The sequence below is a fragment of the Luteimonas sp. 3794 genome (assembly GCF_031456825.1).
GTDB lineage: Bacteria > Pseudomonadota > Gammaproteobacteria > Xanthomonadales > Xanthomonadaceae > Luteimonas.
In genome coordinates, this window is record NZ_JAVDVJ010000001.1 from 467,130 (window position 1) to 483,036 (window position 15,907).

The following is a 15,907-nucleotide window of genomic DNA, read 5'->3' on the forward strand; positions in this document are numbered from 1 at the left end:
CAACCGGCGCAGGCCGGCGTCGTGTACTCGCATCGTCAGTAGCGCCAGTGCACGGTCATGCCGACGGTGCGCGGTCGCACGACGCCCTGTCCGATGCCGTTGACCTCGGACACGCTGCGGGTGATGCCGCGCACGTCGCCGAGATTGCTGCCGAACAGGGTCAGATCGGTGTTGCCGAACGTCATGCGGTAGCGCAGGTCGACGGTGTTGTAGTTGCCCTGCTCGTTGCGCACCGCGCCCGGCACCGCGGAGTTGAGATCGCTGATGCCGCTGCCGATGTACTGGTGGGCCAGCGTCAACGTCGGCGCGAAGCGGGTGTCGAAGCGGTAGCGCAGCACGTTGCTGACGGTCCAGTCGGCCGAGCCCGGCAACTGCGAACCAGCCGGCGCGGTGCCGGCGAACAGGATGTCGAGATCTTCGTCGAGGCGCGCCTGCTGCCAGGTGGCGGCCAGCGTCCAGTCGAAGGCCTCGACCGGGCGCCACGTGGTCGCCAGTTCGACGCCGCGGCTGTAGGCCTTGCCGCCGTTGCTGGCGTAGTTGAAGAAATCCGGTGTCTGCAGGCGCAGCTGGATGTCGCTCCAGTCGACGTAGAACAGCGTCGCGTCGAGCAGCCAGCGGCCGTCGGCCCAGCTGGTGCGCGTGCCGAGTTCGTAGTTGATCAGGCTGTCGCTGGTGGAGCCGGCGGGAATCGGGAACGCGCTGAGCCCGGGCGTGTTGGGTTCACCGAAGCGGAAGCCTTCCGACACCAGCGCGTAGAGCATCAGGTCATCCGACGGCGTCCACGTCAGCGAGGCCTTGGGATTGAAGCCCTCCTCGTCGGTACGCGAGCGGGTGACGATGGGATCGCCGGGATACGTCGAGAAGCCGACCTGCGTGGTCTGCGCATCGACGCTCGTGCGGAAGAAGCGGCCGCCGAGCGTGGCCTTCCACTGGTCGTTGAAGTGGAAGGTGCCTTCGCCGAACACCGCGAGTTCGGAACCGTCGAGATGGCTGTAGAACGCGTTGAACGTGGAGCCATCGGGTGCGATGACCGAACCGCTGCCCGGGCCGAACAGCGACGAGCGGTCGAACGCACCGGCTGCGCCGGCGGCGCCGATGGTTTCGTAGAGATCCTTGTCGGTCTGGAACACCATGCCGCCGACCAGCCATTCCAGGCGCTGGTCCCCGGGCGAGGCCAGGCGCAGTTCGAGACTGCGGCCGGTGCTTTCGCCGCCGGAGGCGATGAACAGGGGCGTGTCGAGATCGAGGTCGAGATCGGCGTTGTAGAACACGCGGATCGGGGTGAAATCGAACTGCCAGTCCTGCTGCTTGTGCTGCTGCGACAGCAGCGCAGTCAGCGTGGCGAAGCCCAGATCCTGATCGAGCCGCAGGCTATGCACGGCGACCTTGGTATCGGTGAATTCGGGTATCGCGGTGTCGCGTTCGAACTCGCCGAGGCCGGCAATGCGATAGCTGTTGTCGTCGGCATCGGTGTCCTGCCACAGGCTTAACCAGCTTAGCGTGGTTGCCTCCGACGGCGTCAGGGTCACCGACAGGCGGCCGCCTGCGGTGCGGCTGTCGTTGCTGCCTTCGCGTCCCAGGCCGATGTTGTCGAGATAGCCGGGGTCGTCGCGGTACTGCCCGACCACGCGCACGGCGAGGATGTCCTCGGCGATCGGCAGGTTGACCATCGCCTTGCCGCCGAAGCCGATGTCGGCGTTGCGGGTCTGGCTGGCAGTCGCTTCCACGGCCGCGTCGAAGCCGGACGGGTCGGCGACATTGGCCACGTAGTTGATCGCGCCGCCCATCGACGCCGAGCCGAACAGCGTGCCCTGCGGGCCGCGCAGTACTTCGACGCGGTTGATGTCGAAGGCGTCGATATCCGGGATGACGATGCTGAAACCCGGTTCGGTCAGCGGCACTTCGTTGAGGAAGTAGCCGGTCGTGGTCTGGCCCTGCACGTTGCCCGAGCTGGTCGCGATGCCGCGCATGACCACGTGCGAGACGCCCGGCTGATAGCTGTTGAACACCACGCCCGGCGTGCGCTGGATGTAGTCGGCCAGCGACTGCGCGCCGAGATCCTCAAGCTGCTGGCCGGTGACGGCCGACACCGAGCCGGCGATCTCGCGTAACGATTCGTTGCGCTTGCCGGCGGTGACGACGATCGCGTCGAGATCGGTGGTCGAAATCGGCGAGGCCGACGCGCCGGGCGTGATGTCCTGGGCCAGCGCCGGCGCTGCGATCAGCGGCGTGCACAGGCAGACGAGGCGGATGGCGTGGGCCAGTCGTGCGGTGGTGAGCGGTTGCATGGAGATCCCCGGTGGCGGTGGCTGGATGCGGACCAGACCGATGCGGTGTCGGGGCCTCCCTTCCCGGACCGCAGCGCTGACGTTCGAGTAATAGAAGACCCGCGCCACCGCGTCCAGCAGAATCCACGGCCATGAGAAAGGATGCAAGCTCTTGATTAGAAAAGATTTTTCATCGGCTATGACCGCATATTTCACGGAAACGGCACGGAAATAACGCAGCATCTGCACCCACGCGCCTGAAATTCGATACGTTGTGGCGCCGCGTCGGCCGGCACGGCCGTCTTCCTCACGGAGCAGCGCCAAATGTCCGTTCGTCCGCCCGACCGCACCGACCTGAAGATCCTGGAGGTGCTGCAGCAGGATGCACGCATCACCAATCACGCCCTCGCCCAGCGGGTCGCGCTTTCCCCGAGTGCGTGTCTCGCGCGGGTCCGTGCGCTGGAGGAGCGCGGCCTCATCCGCAGCTACCGCGCGAACGTCGCCGTCGACCGGATCCGCTCGGCGACCATCGTCATGGCGCAGATCAGTTTCCAGAAGCACGCGCTCGACGCATTCACCGCGTTCGACCGCTGCATCCTGGCGCTGCCGGAGGTCGTCGAAGCGAGCCGCGTCTCTGGCGCTTATGACTACATGCTGCGGGTCATCGTGCGCGACGTGCACCACTGGAAGGACATCGCCCGCGAACTGCTCAGCGGCGACTACGGCGTGGAGAAGATCGTCTCCCACTTCCTGATGGACGAGGTCAAATCGTTCGCGGGTTATCCCCTGACCGACGAGTAGCCTGCGCGCGGCGGCGCGGCACTCAGTACAGCCGGATCGGCAACTCGCGCGAGGCGGCATTGCCGCTGGCGTCGCGCACGACCGCACGCAGTACGTAGTCGCCGACCGGCAGCTCCGCCGGGTCCCACAGCGCCGGCTCCAGGCGCCCGTCGCGCACCAGATTGTTGACCGCGTAACGGAAGCGCGTGCGCGAGGCGCCGTGCACGGTGATGCCGCTGTCGGCGGAATAGGCGACGCGCACCGCGTCGCGATGCGGCGGCATTCGGTCGAAATCGATCGTGAAGCGCGGCACTTCGAAGCCTGGCATCGGTCGGCCTTCGGCGGTCAGCAGTTGCCAGCCCAGCGTGTGCAGGCCAAGGCGTCGGCGCGGCAGATTGCCGTCCACCTGGTCCCAGGCCTCGACGACGATCTGCAGGCCGCCGCCGGCGCGCGGCAGGATCACGCGGCCGCCTTCGCGCGTGGTCATCGGCGCGTCGAGCGCATCGAGCAGCGCGAGATCATCGATGCGCGGCGCGACGGTGTCGACGAAATTGCGGAAGCCGAGCGCGACCGCATTGCGCTGATAGCCGGACGGGCCGACGACCAGATGCACATGGGCCTGCGCGTTGATCGTGCCGATCGCATCGCCCGCTCGGACATGCGTGCCGCGCGGGATGCGCACGCGCATCGGCCCGCCGTCGTCGCCAGCGATCAACTGGAAGCGCGGATCGAGCGCCTCGCCGCGCGGCGTGCGGCCGACACGCATGTGCATGTAGGTCAGGTCGTCGATCGTCAGATGCTCGGCCTGGTCGCCGAATGCGCTCGCGGCATACAGGCTGGCGACCTTGGCGTCGGCGATCGCCAGCACCGGCGTGCCGACATCCCCGCGCACATCGAAGCCGGCGTGCAGATGGCTGCGCGATTCGCCGCGGAAGTTGCCGCGCACCTCGCCGAGCGTGCCGACGACCTCATGCCAGCCGTCCTGCGGGGCCAGCGGCCAGCGGCCGCGCGTCTCCGGCAGGGCAGCATCGGGCGCGGGGCCGACCGAGACGTTCGAAAGATTCTGCTTCGCACCGGCGCGACGCACCTGCGCGATGCGATGCACGCGATACGCCGCGGCATCGGCGACCCACAACCGCCCGAAGCGGTCGAACGCCACTCCAGCCGGACGCGCGAGGCGCTGCGCCATGTCGCGACCGGTCAGCACGCGCGCACGCCCGTCGGTTTCGATCTGCAGCACGCGCCCCTGCGCGAGTTCGCCGACGTAGAGGCGCTGCTGCGCATCGATGGCGATGGACACCGGCGAGACGGGCGCCGCGTCGGGTTCGTCGCCATGCAGGGCCAGCGTCGTCGTCGTGCCGTCGGGCGCCACGCGACGCAGTGCATGGTTACCGGTGTCGGCGATCCACAGCGCGCCATCGTCGCCGAGCACGAGTCCGCCCGGCGTATCGAAGCGCGCCTGCACGCCGATGCCATCGACGAATCCCGGCCGTCCATCGCCGGCCAGCGTGCGCACAGTGCCCGCCTCGATCACGCGGATGCGGTCGTTGAACCCGTCGGCGACGAACACGCGGCCCATCGCATCGACCGCCACGCCGGTCGGCGCATGGAAGCGCGCCTGCGCGGCGGGGCCGTCGACGAAGCCGGCATCGCCCGTGCCGGCCAGCGTGGTCACCGCGCCATCGGACGCGATGCGACGGATCGCGTGGTTGCCGGTGTCGGCGACGTACAACGCGCCGCTCGTATCGATCGCGAGACCGGATGGTGTGTGGAAGCGCGCTTCGGCGCCGCGGCCATCGACGAAGCCCTCGAGACTGCCCGCGAACGTGTCGACGCGGCCATCGGGCTGCACGCGGCGGATGCGGTTCGACGCGCCGCCATCGGCGACGAACGCAGTGCCGTCGGCTGCGACGGCGATGCCGAACGGATCATCGAACCGTGCTTCGGACCGCACGCCATCGCGCACGCCGCGATGGCCGTCACCGGCCACGTGTTCGATGCGCGCCGGCAGTCCCGCGGGCGGCGGGCCGAGGTCAGGACGCTCGGCCGTTCGCCAGTCCCAGAAGAAGCTCGCCGCGAGCGCGCCGATCGTCAGCGCGGCGACGCCCCACATCGCGCCGCGCACACCGGTGCGGAGCGGCCGCATCACCTTGTCACGCGACAGCATCGCAGGACATGTATCCCGGCTTGAAGTCGGGCCGGAGCACCGGTTTCAGTCATTCCTGCATGACCTTCACGCGGTAAGCCTGCTGTGGATCATTTGGCTCGTCAGGGTTGGTCATGACCAGCCTGTCGTTGCGGGTGAGCGGCCGCAAGTAGCTATTGCGCACGTGCCGCGAATTCCGGGCCAGCAGGAGGGCAAGTTCTTCCGCGCTGCGTGGCTGGAGACGGCAGAGTTCCACGACGACGTTCTGCACCTCATGCGGCGGGCTGCGTCGGCCAAGAGCACCCACCCGGGCAGCTAGGTCGCCGGGCAATTGCGCCAATAACCGGCGTCGGGTGTCGTCTTCATCTTCGGAGAGCTTGGTAGGCAACAAGCGATCGGGGTTGGTAGACAACGGTGCCTGGTTGGTAGATAAGCCGCTCGAGTTGTCAGGCATGCCGTCTGCCGCGTCCTGAGGGTTGTCAGCCAAGTCACCAGCTTGCCCTCCCAGCAACCGCGAGGTGGGTAGGTAATAGGTCGCCGAGCCGCGGCCCCGCTGGGCCAGCAAGTCCGCATCCCGCAGGCGCCGCAACGCTTGACTGGCGGCTAGCGTGTCCACTTTGTTCAGGGCTCGATAGTCGGCATTGCTGATGACGCCCGCTTCGCGCACCACGATCAGGGCGCGTGCTTCTTCACTCGACAGGTGGAGTTCGCGGAAGCGGGCGAGCCAGACAACGTCGTCTTCGCCCAGGAAATGGTGGAAGAAGAAGCGCGCAATGAACTGATCGTTGCCCCGGTCGGACTCGAACAGTGGGGGCGTCAGGCCGGCCTGCTCCATGTTCTCGCGCATGACCCGGATGCCGCTGCCCTTGGTTTCGGCCATGCGCGTGTCGTACAGCGCTGCCGCAATGCGCGGGTTGCGCAGATGCGAGCCCGGTTCGCCGAGGTGGTCCTGCGACTTCAACGAGAATCCCGGATTGCGGATCTCCAGCCGATTGGCATAACGGATGATCTGCACAGGACTGTGACTGCGGTAACTTCGATGCATCAGTGCGTTGACCAGAGCCTCTCGGATCACCCGTAGCGGTATCGCGGGACGGTCCTGACGCTGCAGGTCTCCTTCGGCGAGTGCAAACCCTTTGGGCAAATCATCCAGCACCGCCGCCTGCGCACGCCGGATCAGTCGCAGTAGCGGGTCGCGCAGGTCGATGGTGTCGAAGCGACGATCCGGATTCGGTACCCAATCGCGTCCGGGTACTCGGATGTAGTCCACCCGCGTCATCGGAGAGCAGCGACGCAGTGCGGTCGGCTTTCCGAACAGCATCAGCCCGGTGACGGTGGGCCTGAGTTCCTTGTTGGCATCGCGACGGATCGCGCCGACGGACAGCAACAGTTCTTCGTCGGACCAGCGCAACTCCTCGGCATCCGGGTTGGCTTCGGCGCGGGATTTGCGGTAGTCGGCGATGGCCTCCTCGGCCAGATCGTCGATGGCGGCGTCGGCGACGATGCCGGCGTCGAAGCTCTCGAGCTGACGGCCCTGATAGAACACAGCCATGTCGTCTTCGGTGCAGCGCTGGTCGGTGCTGCCAATGCGTCGGTAGGCGCCGCGAGGCAGCCCTTGCGATTTGAAGTAAACGGGCTTGTCCTGCGGTTGTGCCTCGGGCACGAACACAACCACCACATTCTTGCCGTCGAGATTTTCGGTGGTGATGTCCACCCGAAGCGGGGTGCTGAAGCTGCCGCTGCACTGGCTGGCGATGTCGGACGACAGCTTGTCTGGATGGCTGATGCCTTCTACCTCGTAGGCAGGAAACAATGCCAGCTCCTCGCGCACCACACCGAGCACGATCCATCCGCCGCCGAGCCCGGGCTCGTTGGCAAACGCGCAGACGGTTTCCAGTAGCGATTTGCCGGCCTCGGTTGCGCGCTTGGCTTCAACCCGCTCGTGCTCATCGAGTAGGTTGAGGCTGTCGAGCAGCTCGACGGCGGTCACGTTGCGATCTCACACAAAAGTCGCATTGCTTCGCCCTTAAGGAGGTCGGGACTTTGCTTCATCGGAGATATCCCAAAAGTTCTCCGGGTAGACGGGGCTACGAGCCGAGCGCGAACCTTCAGTCCACGACGCGGCAGAACACCGCCTTCAGATACCGCGATTCCTGCACGTGCGCCATGAACGGATGATCCGCGCCCGCGCCCGACACCTTGAGGATCTGGATCGTGCGGTTGGCGTAGAACGCCGCGCGCCGCAGCATGTCGAGGAACTGTTCCTCGCTGACGAGGCCCGTGCACGAGAACGTCGCCAGCAGGCCACCCGGCTTGACCACGCCGAGCGCCAGCTTGTTCATGTCGAGGTACTTCTTCAGCGCCGGAATCACCTGTTCACGGTCGCGGGTCATCTTGGCCGGATCGAGCACGACGACGTCATAGCGATCACCCGCGTTCGACGCATCGCGCAGCCACGGGAAGATGTCGGCCTGCACGAACTTGATCCGCGCATCGTTGAGCTTGGCGTTGCCCTTGGCGATCTCGATGACGTCCTCGTCGATGTCGATGCCGACGACCTCACTGGCGCCACGCACCGCCGCGTACACACCGAAACCGCCGGTGTTGCAGCACAGATCGAGCACGCGCTTGCCGGCGACCTGGCGGCTCAGCCATTCGCGGTTCTCGCGCTGGTCGGCGAAGAAGCCGGTCTTGTGCGCGCCGGCCGGATCGGCGCGGAAGCGCACGCCGTATTCGGTGATGATCGACGGATCGGCCGGCACGCTGCCGCGATAATCGAAGCTCTCCTGCTTCTGCACGTGTTCGTCGGCAAAGCTGTGGAAGCGGCAGCCGGGGAACTGCTCGGTCAGCGCCTCGTAGATCCATTCGCGATGGCGGAACATGCCGGCGCTGAAGAACTCGACCACCAGCAGGTCGCCGTAGCGGTCGACGACCAGGCCCGACAGGCCGTCACCTTCGCTGTGCACGACGCGCCAGGCGTTGGACACCTCGTCGAGTTTCAGCACCTCGCGGCGTAGCGACACGGCCTCGGCGATCTTGCGCGAGAACCAGCCGGCATCGACCGGCACGTCCGGATGCGTTTCGAGGATGCGCACGGCGATGCGCGAATGGCCGTTGTAGAAGCCGCGGCCGATCCACTCGCCTTCGACGCCGATGACATCGACGATGCTGCCGGGCTTGGGGCGCTGTGCCGGCTTTTCGACCAGGCGCTGGAAGATCCACGGGTGGCTGGAACGCCAGGCGTTCTTCAGGTGTACGGTCGGGTAAGGTGCGTTCATCGCCGCATTTTAACCGCCCGCTTGATTGTGCCGCGCGTCATGCGCACAATCCGTCCCCGAAGGGGAGTAGCTCCCAACGTGCCGGCCGTCATTTCGAGCAGCAATGCTCCGGTCGCACGGCAGCCCACCGGGCTGTGAGCAAGACCTTCGCCGCAATGGCGAAGGCGTGTCCCCGGTTCCGATTCCACGGTTCCCGAGACGTCCGCGCCTGCGGTCGTCCTCCACCTTTTCGGGAACTTCCATGGAAACGATTGGCAACATCTGGTTATGGGCCGGCTTCGGCGGCCTGGTCGTGGTCGCGCTGCTGGTCGACCTGGTGCTGATGCGCCACGGCGGCGCGCATAAGGTCACCTTCAAGGAAGCGTTGTGGTGGAGCCTGGGCTGGGTGGCCCTGGCTCTGATCTTCAACGGCGGTCTGTGGTGGTACCTGCACGAGACCGCAGGGGCTGCGATCGCGAACCGCGTGGGTCTGGAATTCCTGACCGGCTATCTGGTCGAGAAGGCGCTCGCGGTCGACAACATCTTCGTGTTCCTGATGTTGATGACCTACTTCGCGGTGCCCGAGGAACAGCGCCAGCGCGTGCTGATCATCGGCATCCTGCTGGCGATCGCGTTGCGCGCCATCCTCATCTTTGCCGGCGCGGCGCTGCTGGCGCACTTCCACTGGCTGCTCTACGTCCTCGGCGCGTTCCTGCTGCTGACCGGCGCCAAGATGTGGTTCGCCGCCGGCAAGGCGCCCGATCTCGAGCACAACCCGCTGCTGCGCTGGATGACCGCGCACGTGCCCTTCGTGCGGCGCTACCACGGCAGTGCGCTGTGGCTCGGCCGGCCCGGGCGGCGCAAGTTCACCCCGTTGTTCATCGTGCTGGTGATGATCGGCATCACCGATGTGATTTTCGCCGTCGATTCGATTCCGGCGATCTTCGCGATCACCACCGATCCCTTCATCGTGCTGACATCGAACGTGTTCGCGGTGCTGGGCCTGCGCGCGATGTTCTTCCTGCTCGCCGGCATGGCCGAGCGTTTCCACCTGCTGCCCTACGGCCTGGCGATCGTGCTGGTCTTCATCGGCAGCAAGATGCTGCTGATCGACGTCTACAAGATTCCGGTGCTGTGGTCGCTGGGCGTCGTGGTGGCGATCCTCGCGGTGACGGTGGCGCTGAGTCTGGCGCGTCCGCCGAAGCCCCTGCCCGGCGCATAACGCCGGTCAGGCAGGAGCGGGCAGGGCGACCTCGACATCGCGGTCGATGACGCGGTTGCGGCCCGCCCGCTTGGCCAGGTACAGACGTCGATCGGCGGTCGCCAGCAGCGCGTCGAGATCCGCCTCGCGGCCCTCGCGCACATGAGCGATGCCGATCGACAAGGTGACCGCCGTGGTCGCGCCATCGAGGGTCGGTGGAGATGCGGCAATCTGCGCGCGCACGCGTTCGGCGCGCTCGGTCGCATCGTCGATGCCTGCGCCGGTGAGCAGCATGCAGAACTCGTCACCGCCGAAACGCCCGACGACATCACCATCGCGGGCCGCGGCGCGCAGCCGCGCGGCGATATTCGCCAGCACGCGGTCACCGGCCGCATGGCCGTGGACATCGTTGACGGCCTTGAAGCCGTCGACGTCGATCATCAGCAACGCCGCCAGGCCATCGCCGCGTGCACGCGCGAGGCGTTTCCGGGCGAGCTCGACGAACGCGCGCCGGTTGTGGATGCCGGTGAGCGCATCCTCGGCTGCGAGGTCTTCGAGCCAGCGCTGCTGGCGTTCGAGCTGCAGCAGCAGGAATGCGAACGTCGCGAACACCGGTGCGACCAGGAAGTAGGCAAGCGCCAATTGCTGTCCTGGCGTCATGCCGGCATCGAAAGCCGGTCCGGCCTGCGGGTTCCAGGCCTGTTCGGCGAGCCGATAGATGCAGACCAGCGCCGCGACCGCGAACAGCACGACGAGGGCGCGTTCCGGAGCCGGCCGTCGACCGCGACGGCGCAGCGGGGCACGCGCCGCCAGCAGCACCGTCAGCAGGGCGGCGCTCCAGAACATCGCAATACGCGCCTGGGGCGCTTGGGCCGGCAGCAGCAAGACCAGCAGCAACACCAGCGCCGGCAGATAGAGCACGGCCCACGACAGCGGCGTGCGCGCGCGGGTCGCAGGCAGGCTGCGCAGCAGCGCGCGCAGCATCGCCGCGTAGCCGGCCACGAGCATCGCGCAGGCAATCGCCTGCACCGCGCCGCCGAGCACGTGCGTCGGCACTGCGAACAGCGGCCAGGCCAGCGTCTGCAGCGCCAGGCCGGTCGTCCATTCGCGCAGCCCGGCGCGCTCGCGAATGCGCTGCTCGCGCAGCACCATCCACGTCATCGCGGCCAGTGACACCGCCAGCAACACGAACATCGCCAGTAATGTGATTCCCCAGGCATCCACTGTTGACGCACGCTCGGTCTTCGCCCCAATCGGGCGGGGCGACACGGTAGCGTGTGACGCGTGCGCATGTGTTTCGCGTGCGTTGTGTGCGCCGCGAAACGCGACGCCGGTCACCCCGGCTTGCAACCGCGTAATCCGCCGCCATGCTGGATGCATGCATCTCGACAGTCCCGACGACACCCCCGATTCCGAGCACCAGCGCGCCCGCGACAAGCGCCGGTTGTCCCGCGCCCTGCAGGCGAGCGTGCTGTTCGTGCTGTTGCTGTGCATCGTGTTCGGCGTGCAGGCGGCGATCGACTGGCGCTTCCTCGCCGTGAAGCCCGGCGAATGGAGCGGTCTGCTCGGCCTGCTGACCGCGCCGCTGCTGCACGGCTCGCCCGAACACCTGATCGCGAACGCCAGCGCGCTGCTGCTGCTCGGCTCGCTGGCGCTGGTGGTCTACCCGCGCGCCACGCTGCGCGGCCTGCCGCTGATGTGGCTGGGCTCGGGCCTGGGCGCGTGGCTGATGGGCAATCCCGGCTCGCATCATCTGGGCGCCAGCGGCGTGACCCATGGCCTGATGTTCCTGGTGTTCGTGCTCGGTCTGCTGCGCCGCGACCGGCCGTCGATCGCCGCAGGCATGATCGCGTTCCTGTTCTACGGCGGCATGCTGCTGACCGTTCTGCCGCAGGAGCCGGGCGTGTCCTGGCAGTCGCACATGGGCGGCGCGATCGGCGGCGTGCTGGCCGCGTTCTGGTTCCGCTACGCCGACCCGATCCCGCCGCGCCGTCGCTACAGCTGGGAGATCGAAGAGGAAGAAGCCGCCCGCGCCGAACTCGAACGCCGCGACACGTACGAGCCGCCCGCGCCGCATGACGTGCCGGTGTTGTGGGAACGCCCGACGGAGGAAGCGCCGCGCGGGGTGGTGCTGCGGTTTCCGGATCGGCGCGGCGGGCGTAGCGAGGAAAGCTGATCTCCGCAGGGTCCGGTTCGCCGCATACGCCCTCCCCCGCGTGCGGGGGAGGGCTCAAGCCAAGCCCACCCCATTCCTGTCGACACCTTCCCCAATGCACTACATTGGTGCAATGGCCGACGAAACACCCCCGCCGCAACCCTTTGATTCGCTGACCACGCCGCTGGTCTGGGCCGATGCCGACGGGCGTATCCGTACCTGCAACGTGGCCTTCGCGCGCTGGCTCGGGGTGGGGCGCAAGCGCCTGATCGACCAGCCGCTGGCCGCGCTGGAAGTGGACGGCGACGTCCTGCGGCTGGCTCTGCGCACGCCCGGCGATCCCGCCGACGGCCCGATGCGCGTGCGCAGGCTGGTGCTGGCCTTCCTGGGTGGCGAGCCGCGCTTCGCCGATGCCTGGCTCTCGCGCGAGGCCGACGGCGGGCTGCTGCTCGAAGCGCACCCGGTCGACGAGTTCCCCGGCGCCGATCCAACGCTCGCGATGCCGCTCGCGCTGTCGGCGGCGCTGCGCGGCCTGGCCCACGAACTGCGCAATCCGCTGGCCGGCCTCAAGGGCGCGGCGCAACTGCTGGCCCGGCGCGTCAGCGATGGCGAATCGCGTGAACTGGTCGCCCTGGTCGACACCGAAGTGGCGCGGCTGGGCACGCTGGTCGACCAGCTGCTGTCGCCGCGTGCGCCCACGCCGCATCGCGCGCTCAACATCCACAGCGTGCTGGAACAGGTGCTGCGCCTGGCCGAAGCCGACGCCGGCTGGGCGGTGCGTCTGATCCGCGACTACGACCCCAGCCTGCCGGAACTCTCCGGCGATCCCGATCGCCTCACCCAGACGATCTGGAACCTGGTCCGCAACGCGATCCAGGCTGGCGCCGCCAACATCACCCTGCGCACCCGCGCCGCGCTCGGCGTACGCATCGGCGACGCGGTCCACGCCATGGTGCTGCGGCTGGAAGTCGTCGACGACGGCCGCGGCGTGCCTGAGGACATGGTCGAACAGATCTTCCTGCCGCTGGTGTCGGGGCGTCCCGACGGCAGCGGCCTGGGCCTGGCGATGGCGCAGCAGGTCGCCCGCGAACATCGCGGCGCGCTGGTCTACCGCTCACGCACCGGGCACACCGTGTTCACCCTGCAGCTCCCGTTCCCGGTCGAAGACGACGCAGTCGCCAACGCGTCGGAGGCGCCCGCCGCATGAGTACGCCCCCCCCGCGCATCTGGGTCGTCGACGACGACCGCTCCGTCCGGTTCGTGCTGGCCACCGCGCTGAGCGAAGCCGGCTACGACGTGTCCGGTTTCGACAGCGCGCAGGCCGTGCGCGATGCGCTGGCCAAACGCCCGCCGCCGGACATGCTGTTCACCGACGTGCGCATGCCCGGCGATTCGGGCCTGCAACTGCTCGACGGCCTGAAGCAGAAACATCCGCAGCTGCCGGTCGTGGTGATGTCGGCCTATACCGATGTCGCCAGCACCGCCGGGGCGTTCCGCGGCGGCGCGCACGAATTCCTGTCCAAGCCCTTCGATCTCGACGAGGCGGTCGCCTTGGCCGCGCGTGTGCTCGGCGACCACGACACCGCGCCCGACGACGTACCGCAGCCGACCGGCGACAGCGACGCGCTGGTCGGCGACACCGCCGAGATGCGCCAGCTGTTCCGCGCGATCGGTCGCCTGGCGCAGGCGCCGGTGTCGGTGCTGGTCACCGGCGAGACCGGCACCGGCAAGGAACTCGTCGCACGCGCGCTGCACCGTGAATCGCCGCGCGCGCGCAAACCCTTCGTCGCGCTCAACACCGCGGCGATTCCGGCCGAGCTGCTGGAGAGCGAACTGTTCGGCCACGAGGCCGGCGCGTTCACCGGCGCGTCGCGGCGCTACATCGGTCGCTTCGAACAGGCCGACGGCGGGACGCTGTTTCTCGACGAGATCGGCGACATGCCGGCCTCGCTGCAGACGCGCCTGCTGCGTGTGCTGGCGGAGGACGAGTTCTTCCGTGTCGGCGGACGCGAACTGATCCGCGTCGACGTGCGCGTGATCGCCGCGACCCATCAGGATCTCGAGCGCCTGGTCGCCGAAGGCCGGTTCCGCGCCGACCTGCTGCATCGCCTGGATGTCGTGCGCCTGCGCCTGCCGCCGCTGCGCGACCGGCGCGAGGACGTCGGCCAGCTCGCCGAACGTTTCCTGCAGGCCGCGGCCGAGAAACTCGATGCGCCGCCCAAGCGGCTTGGGCGCGCCGCGTTGCAGCGTCTGCGCGAACACGCCTGGCCGGGCAACGTGCGCGAACTGCAGAACCTGTGCTGGCGCCTGGCCGCCCTGGCGCCGGCCGATCTGGTCACGCCGCAGGATCTCGACGGTCTGCTGACCGCGCGCGCCGCGCCGGACCCGGGCGATGCCGCGCTCGCCGCGAGCGCGTGGGACGACGCGCTGCGCGCCTGGGCCGATACGCGGCTGCGCGCCGGTGACGACGACATCCACGCGCAGGCCCGCGAACGCCTGGACCGCGCGCTGCTGGAAACCGCGCTGGTGCACACCGGCGGGCGCCGCGCCGAGGCCGCCACCCGGCTGGGCGTCGGCCGCAACACGCTGACCCGCAAACTCGGCGCGCGCCGGCGTCGCAGTTGAATCCCCTTCATCGACGCGCTGCGTGCGCGAACTAGAGTGGCCGCCATGAACCCTATGACCCGACTCCCGATCCTCGCGGCCGCTGCCGCGACCCTGCTCGCCGGCTGCGCCAGCGCTCCCCGCCCCGCAGCGCAGACGCCCGCGCCGGTCCCCGTCGTCGCGGTGGCCAGTACCGGCACCGCGCAGGGCGCGATCGCCAACCTCGCCTCCGCGTCCGGCTCGCTGGTCAGCGGCCGCCTCGTGCTGTCGCCCGATGTCGGTGGCGTGCGCGTGCGCGGCGAGATCGGCGGCCTGGTCCGCAACGGCACCCACAACTTGCGCCTGCACACCCGCGGCGACTGCAGCGCGGTCGATGCGATCAGCGCCGGCCCCGAGTTCGATGCACAGCAGGGCATCCCTTCGACGCAGCCGGATTCCGGCGAGCGCGGCCGCATCGTGGCCAACGGCAACGGCGTCGCCACGCTGGATCTGCTGCTGCCCGGGGCGGTGCTCGGCGGCGGCGCGGCCAATGACATCGTCGGGCGTGGGCTGCTGATCCTGGGCGCGACGCCCGGCGCGATCAGTGCCCGCGTTGCCTGCGGCACCGTCCAGGTCCCGTAGCCGGCCGCGGCTTGCTCACGCGGTGGAGACCCGGCCGCAGGGATGCTGGCCGCCGCAATACGCGCGTCAGACGCGCCCCATCCGATCCGAGGAGAGCTCCATGCGCCATTCCCGATTCCTGATGCCGATCCCCGCTGCGCTGGCCCTCGCGCTGGCCGCCTGCGGCGGCAGTGCCGAAACCGCCAACACCGGTGACAACGCAGCCGCCGAGGCCGACCGCGCCGCCGAAACCACGGCCGCCACTTCGCCTGATGCAGCGCAGACGATGGCCGCGGCCAGCGCCATGGCCACCTTGCAGCCGACTGCCGGCAACGAGACTGCGGGCGAACTGCGCTTCGCGGTCGTCAACGGTCGCATCGAAGTTACCGGCACCGTGACCGGCCTGCCGGCCGGTGGCACCCACGGCTTCCACGTGCATGAAACTGGCGACTGCAGCGCGCCTGACGCCAGCAGCGCGGGTGGCCACTTCAATCCAGGCAGCACTGATCACGGTCGCGTCGGACAGGGCGCTCACCACGCCGGCGACAGCGACAACATCGTGGCCGGTACCGACGGCACCGCCGAGGTCAGCGGCTGGCTCGAAGGCGCGACCATCGGCGGCGGTGGCGCGGACGACATCGTCGGCAAGGGCGTGATCGTCCACAAGGACGCCGACGACTACGAGACGCAGCCGACCGGTAACGCCGGTGATCGTCTGGCGTGTGGCGTGATCCAGGCGGGATAAGCGCTCGCGCTATCGCGTCTTAAGAATTGCGCTGGCGCCCGTCTCCTTGAGGAGGCGGGCGTTTTCTTTTGCGCCGTGTGCTGGTGTTGGACGCTGGCGCATCAGCCGGCGTGACGCAACGCCTCTCCCTGTGGGGGAGGCTGACGCGCGTT

At 68.5% G+C, this 15,907-nt stretch carries 12 protein-coding genes; 7 read left to right on the forward strand and 5 right to left on the reverse strand.

Annotated elements, in window-relative coordinates:
* Positions 1-35 precede the first annotated feature (35 nt).
* Positions 36-2,288 (reverse strand): TonB-dependent receptor, encoded by a 2,253-nt coding sequence (locus J2X52_RS02100; RefSeq protein ID WP_310147947.1) that lies wholly within the window; start codon positions 2,286-2,288, stop codon positions 36-38.
* Between the two features lie 303 nt (positions 2,289-2,591).
* Between J2X52_RS02100 and J2X52_RS02105 the strand changes: the two genes are divergently transcribed.
* A complete protein-coding gene (locus J2X52_RS02105; RefSeq protein ID WP_310147949.1) occupies positions 2,592-3,068 on the forward strand; it encodes an Lrp/AsnC family transcriptional regulator in 477 nt (158 codons plus the stop codon).
* Positions 3,069-3,090: 22 nt separating this feature from the next.
* Here the strand turns inward: J2X52_RS02105 and J2X52_RS02110 are convergent, their stop codons facing one another.
* The 3 genes from J2X52_RS02110 to J2X52_RS02120 all read right to left on the reverse strand — a co-directional run bounded on the left by J2X52_RS02110 (position 3,091) and on the right by J2X52_RS02120 (position 8,471).
* Positions 3,091-5,193, reverse strand: a complete 2,103-nt coding sequence (locus tag J2X52_RS02110) for a gluconolaconase (protein WP_310147952.1) — start codon at positions 5,191-5,193, stop codon at positions 3,091-3,093.
* Between the two features lie 70 nt (positions 5,194-5,263).
* Positions 5,264-7,183 carry an ATP-binding protein gene (locus J2X52_RS02115; RefSeq protein ID WP_310147954.1) on the reverse strand — a complete coding sequence of 640 codons (1,920 nt, stop codon included), beginning with the start codon at positions 7,181-7,183 and terminating at the stop codon, positions 5,264-5,266.
* Positions 7,184-7,301: 118 nt separating this feature from the next.
* Positions 7,302-8,471: a class I SAM-dependent rRNA methyltransferase gene (locus J2X52_RS02120; RefSeq protein ID WP_310147957.1), complete on the reverse strand. Its 1,170-nt coding sequence runs from the start codon at positions 8,469-8,471 to the stop codon at positions 7,302-7,304.
* 241 nt (positions 8,472-8,712) lie between these two features.
* On the opposite strand from J2X52_RS02120, the gene J2X52_RS02125 reads away from it, so the two are divergent.
* The gene (locus tag J2X52_RS02125; protein ID WP_310147958.1) at positions 8,713-9,672 is read left to right on the forward strand and encodes a TerC family protein; all 960 of its coding nucleotides are present in this window, start codon (positions 8,713-8,715) and stop codon (positions 9,670-9,672) included.
* A 6-nt stretch (positions 9,673-9,678) separates the two neighbouring features.
* Here J2X52_RS02125 and J2X52_RS02130 read toward each other — a convergent pair whose 3' ends face one another.
* Positions 9,679-10,875: a GGDEF domain-containing protein gene (locus J2X52_RS02130; RefSeq protein ID WP_310147961.1), complete on the reverse strand. Its 1,197-nt coding sequence runs from the start codon at positions 10,873-10,875 to the stop codon at positions 9,679-9,681.
* 154 nt (positions 10,876-11,029) lie between these two features.
* Here J2X52_RS02130 and J2X52_RS02135 point away from each other — a divergent pair, with 154 nt between their 5' ends.
* The 5 genes from J2X52_RS02135 to J2X52_RS02155 all read left to right on the forward strand — a co-directional run bounded on the left by J2X52_RS02135 (position 11,030) and on the right by J2X52_RS02155 (position 15,755).
* A complete protein-coding gene (locus J2X52_RS02135; protein WP_310147964.1) occupies positions 11,030-11,827 on the forward strand; it encodes a rhomboid family intramembrane serine protease in 798 nt (265 codons plus the stop codon).
* 112 nt (positions 11,828-11,939) lie between these two features.
* On the forward strand, positions 11,940-13,013 hold the full coding sequence (locus J2X52_RS02140; RefSeq protein WP_310148818.1) for an ATP-binding protein: 1,074 nt from the start codon (positions 11,940-11,942) through the stop codon (positions 13,011-13,013).
* Entirely contained in the window at positions 13,010-14,431 is a 1,422-nt protein-coding gene (ntrC, locus tag J2X52_RS02145) for a nitrogen regulation protein NR(I) (RefSeq protein ID WP_310147966.1), read from the forward strand. Before J2X52_RS02140 ends, ntrC begins: the two co-directional genes overlap by 4 nt.
* 45 nt (positions 14,432-14,476) lie before the next feature.
* Positions 14,477-15,031, forward strand: coding sequence for a superoxide dismutase family protein (locus tag J2X52_RS02150; protein ID WP_310147969.1), 555 nt, complete (start codon positions 14,477-14,479; stop codon positions 15,029-15,031).
* Between the two features lie 100 nt (positions 15,032-15,131).
* On the forward strand, positions 15,132-15,755 hold the full coding sequence (locus J2X52_RS02155; RefSeq protein ID WP_310147972.1) for a superoxide dismutase family protein: 624 nt from the start codon (positions 15,132-15,134) through the stop codon (positions 15,753-15,755).
* Positions 15,756-15,907: the final 152 nt, after the last annotated feature.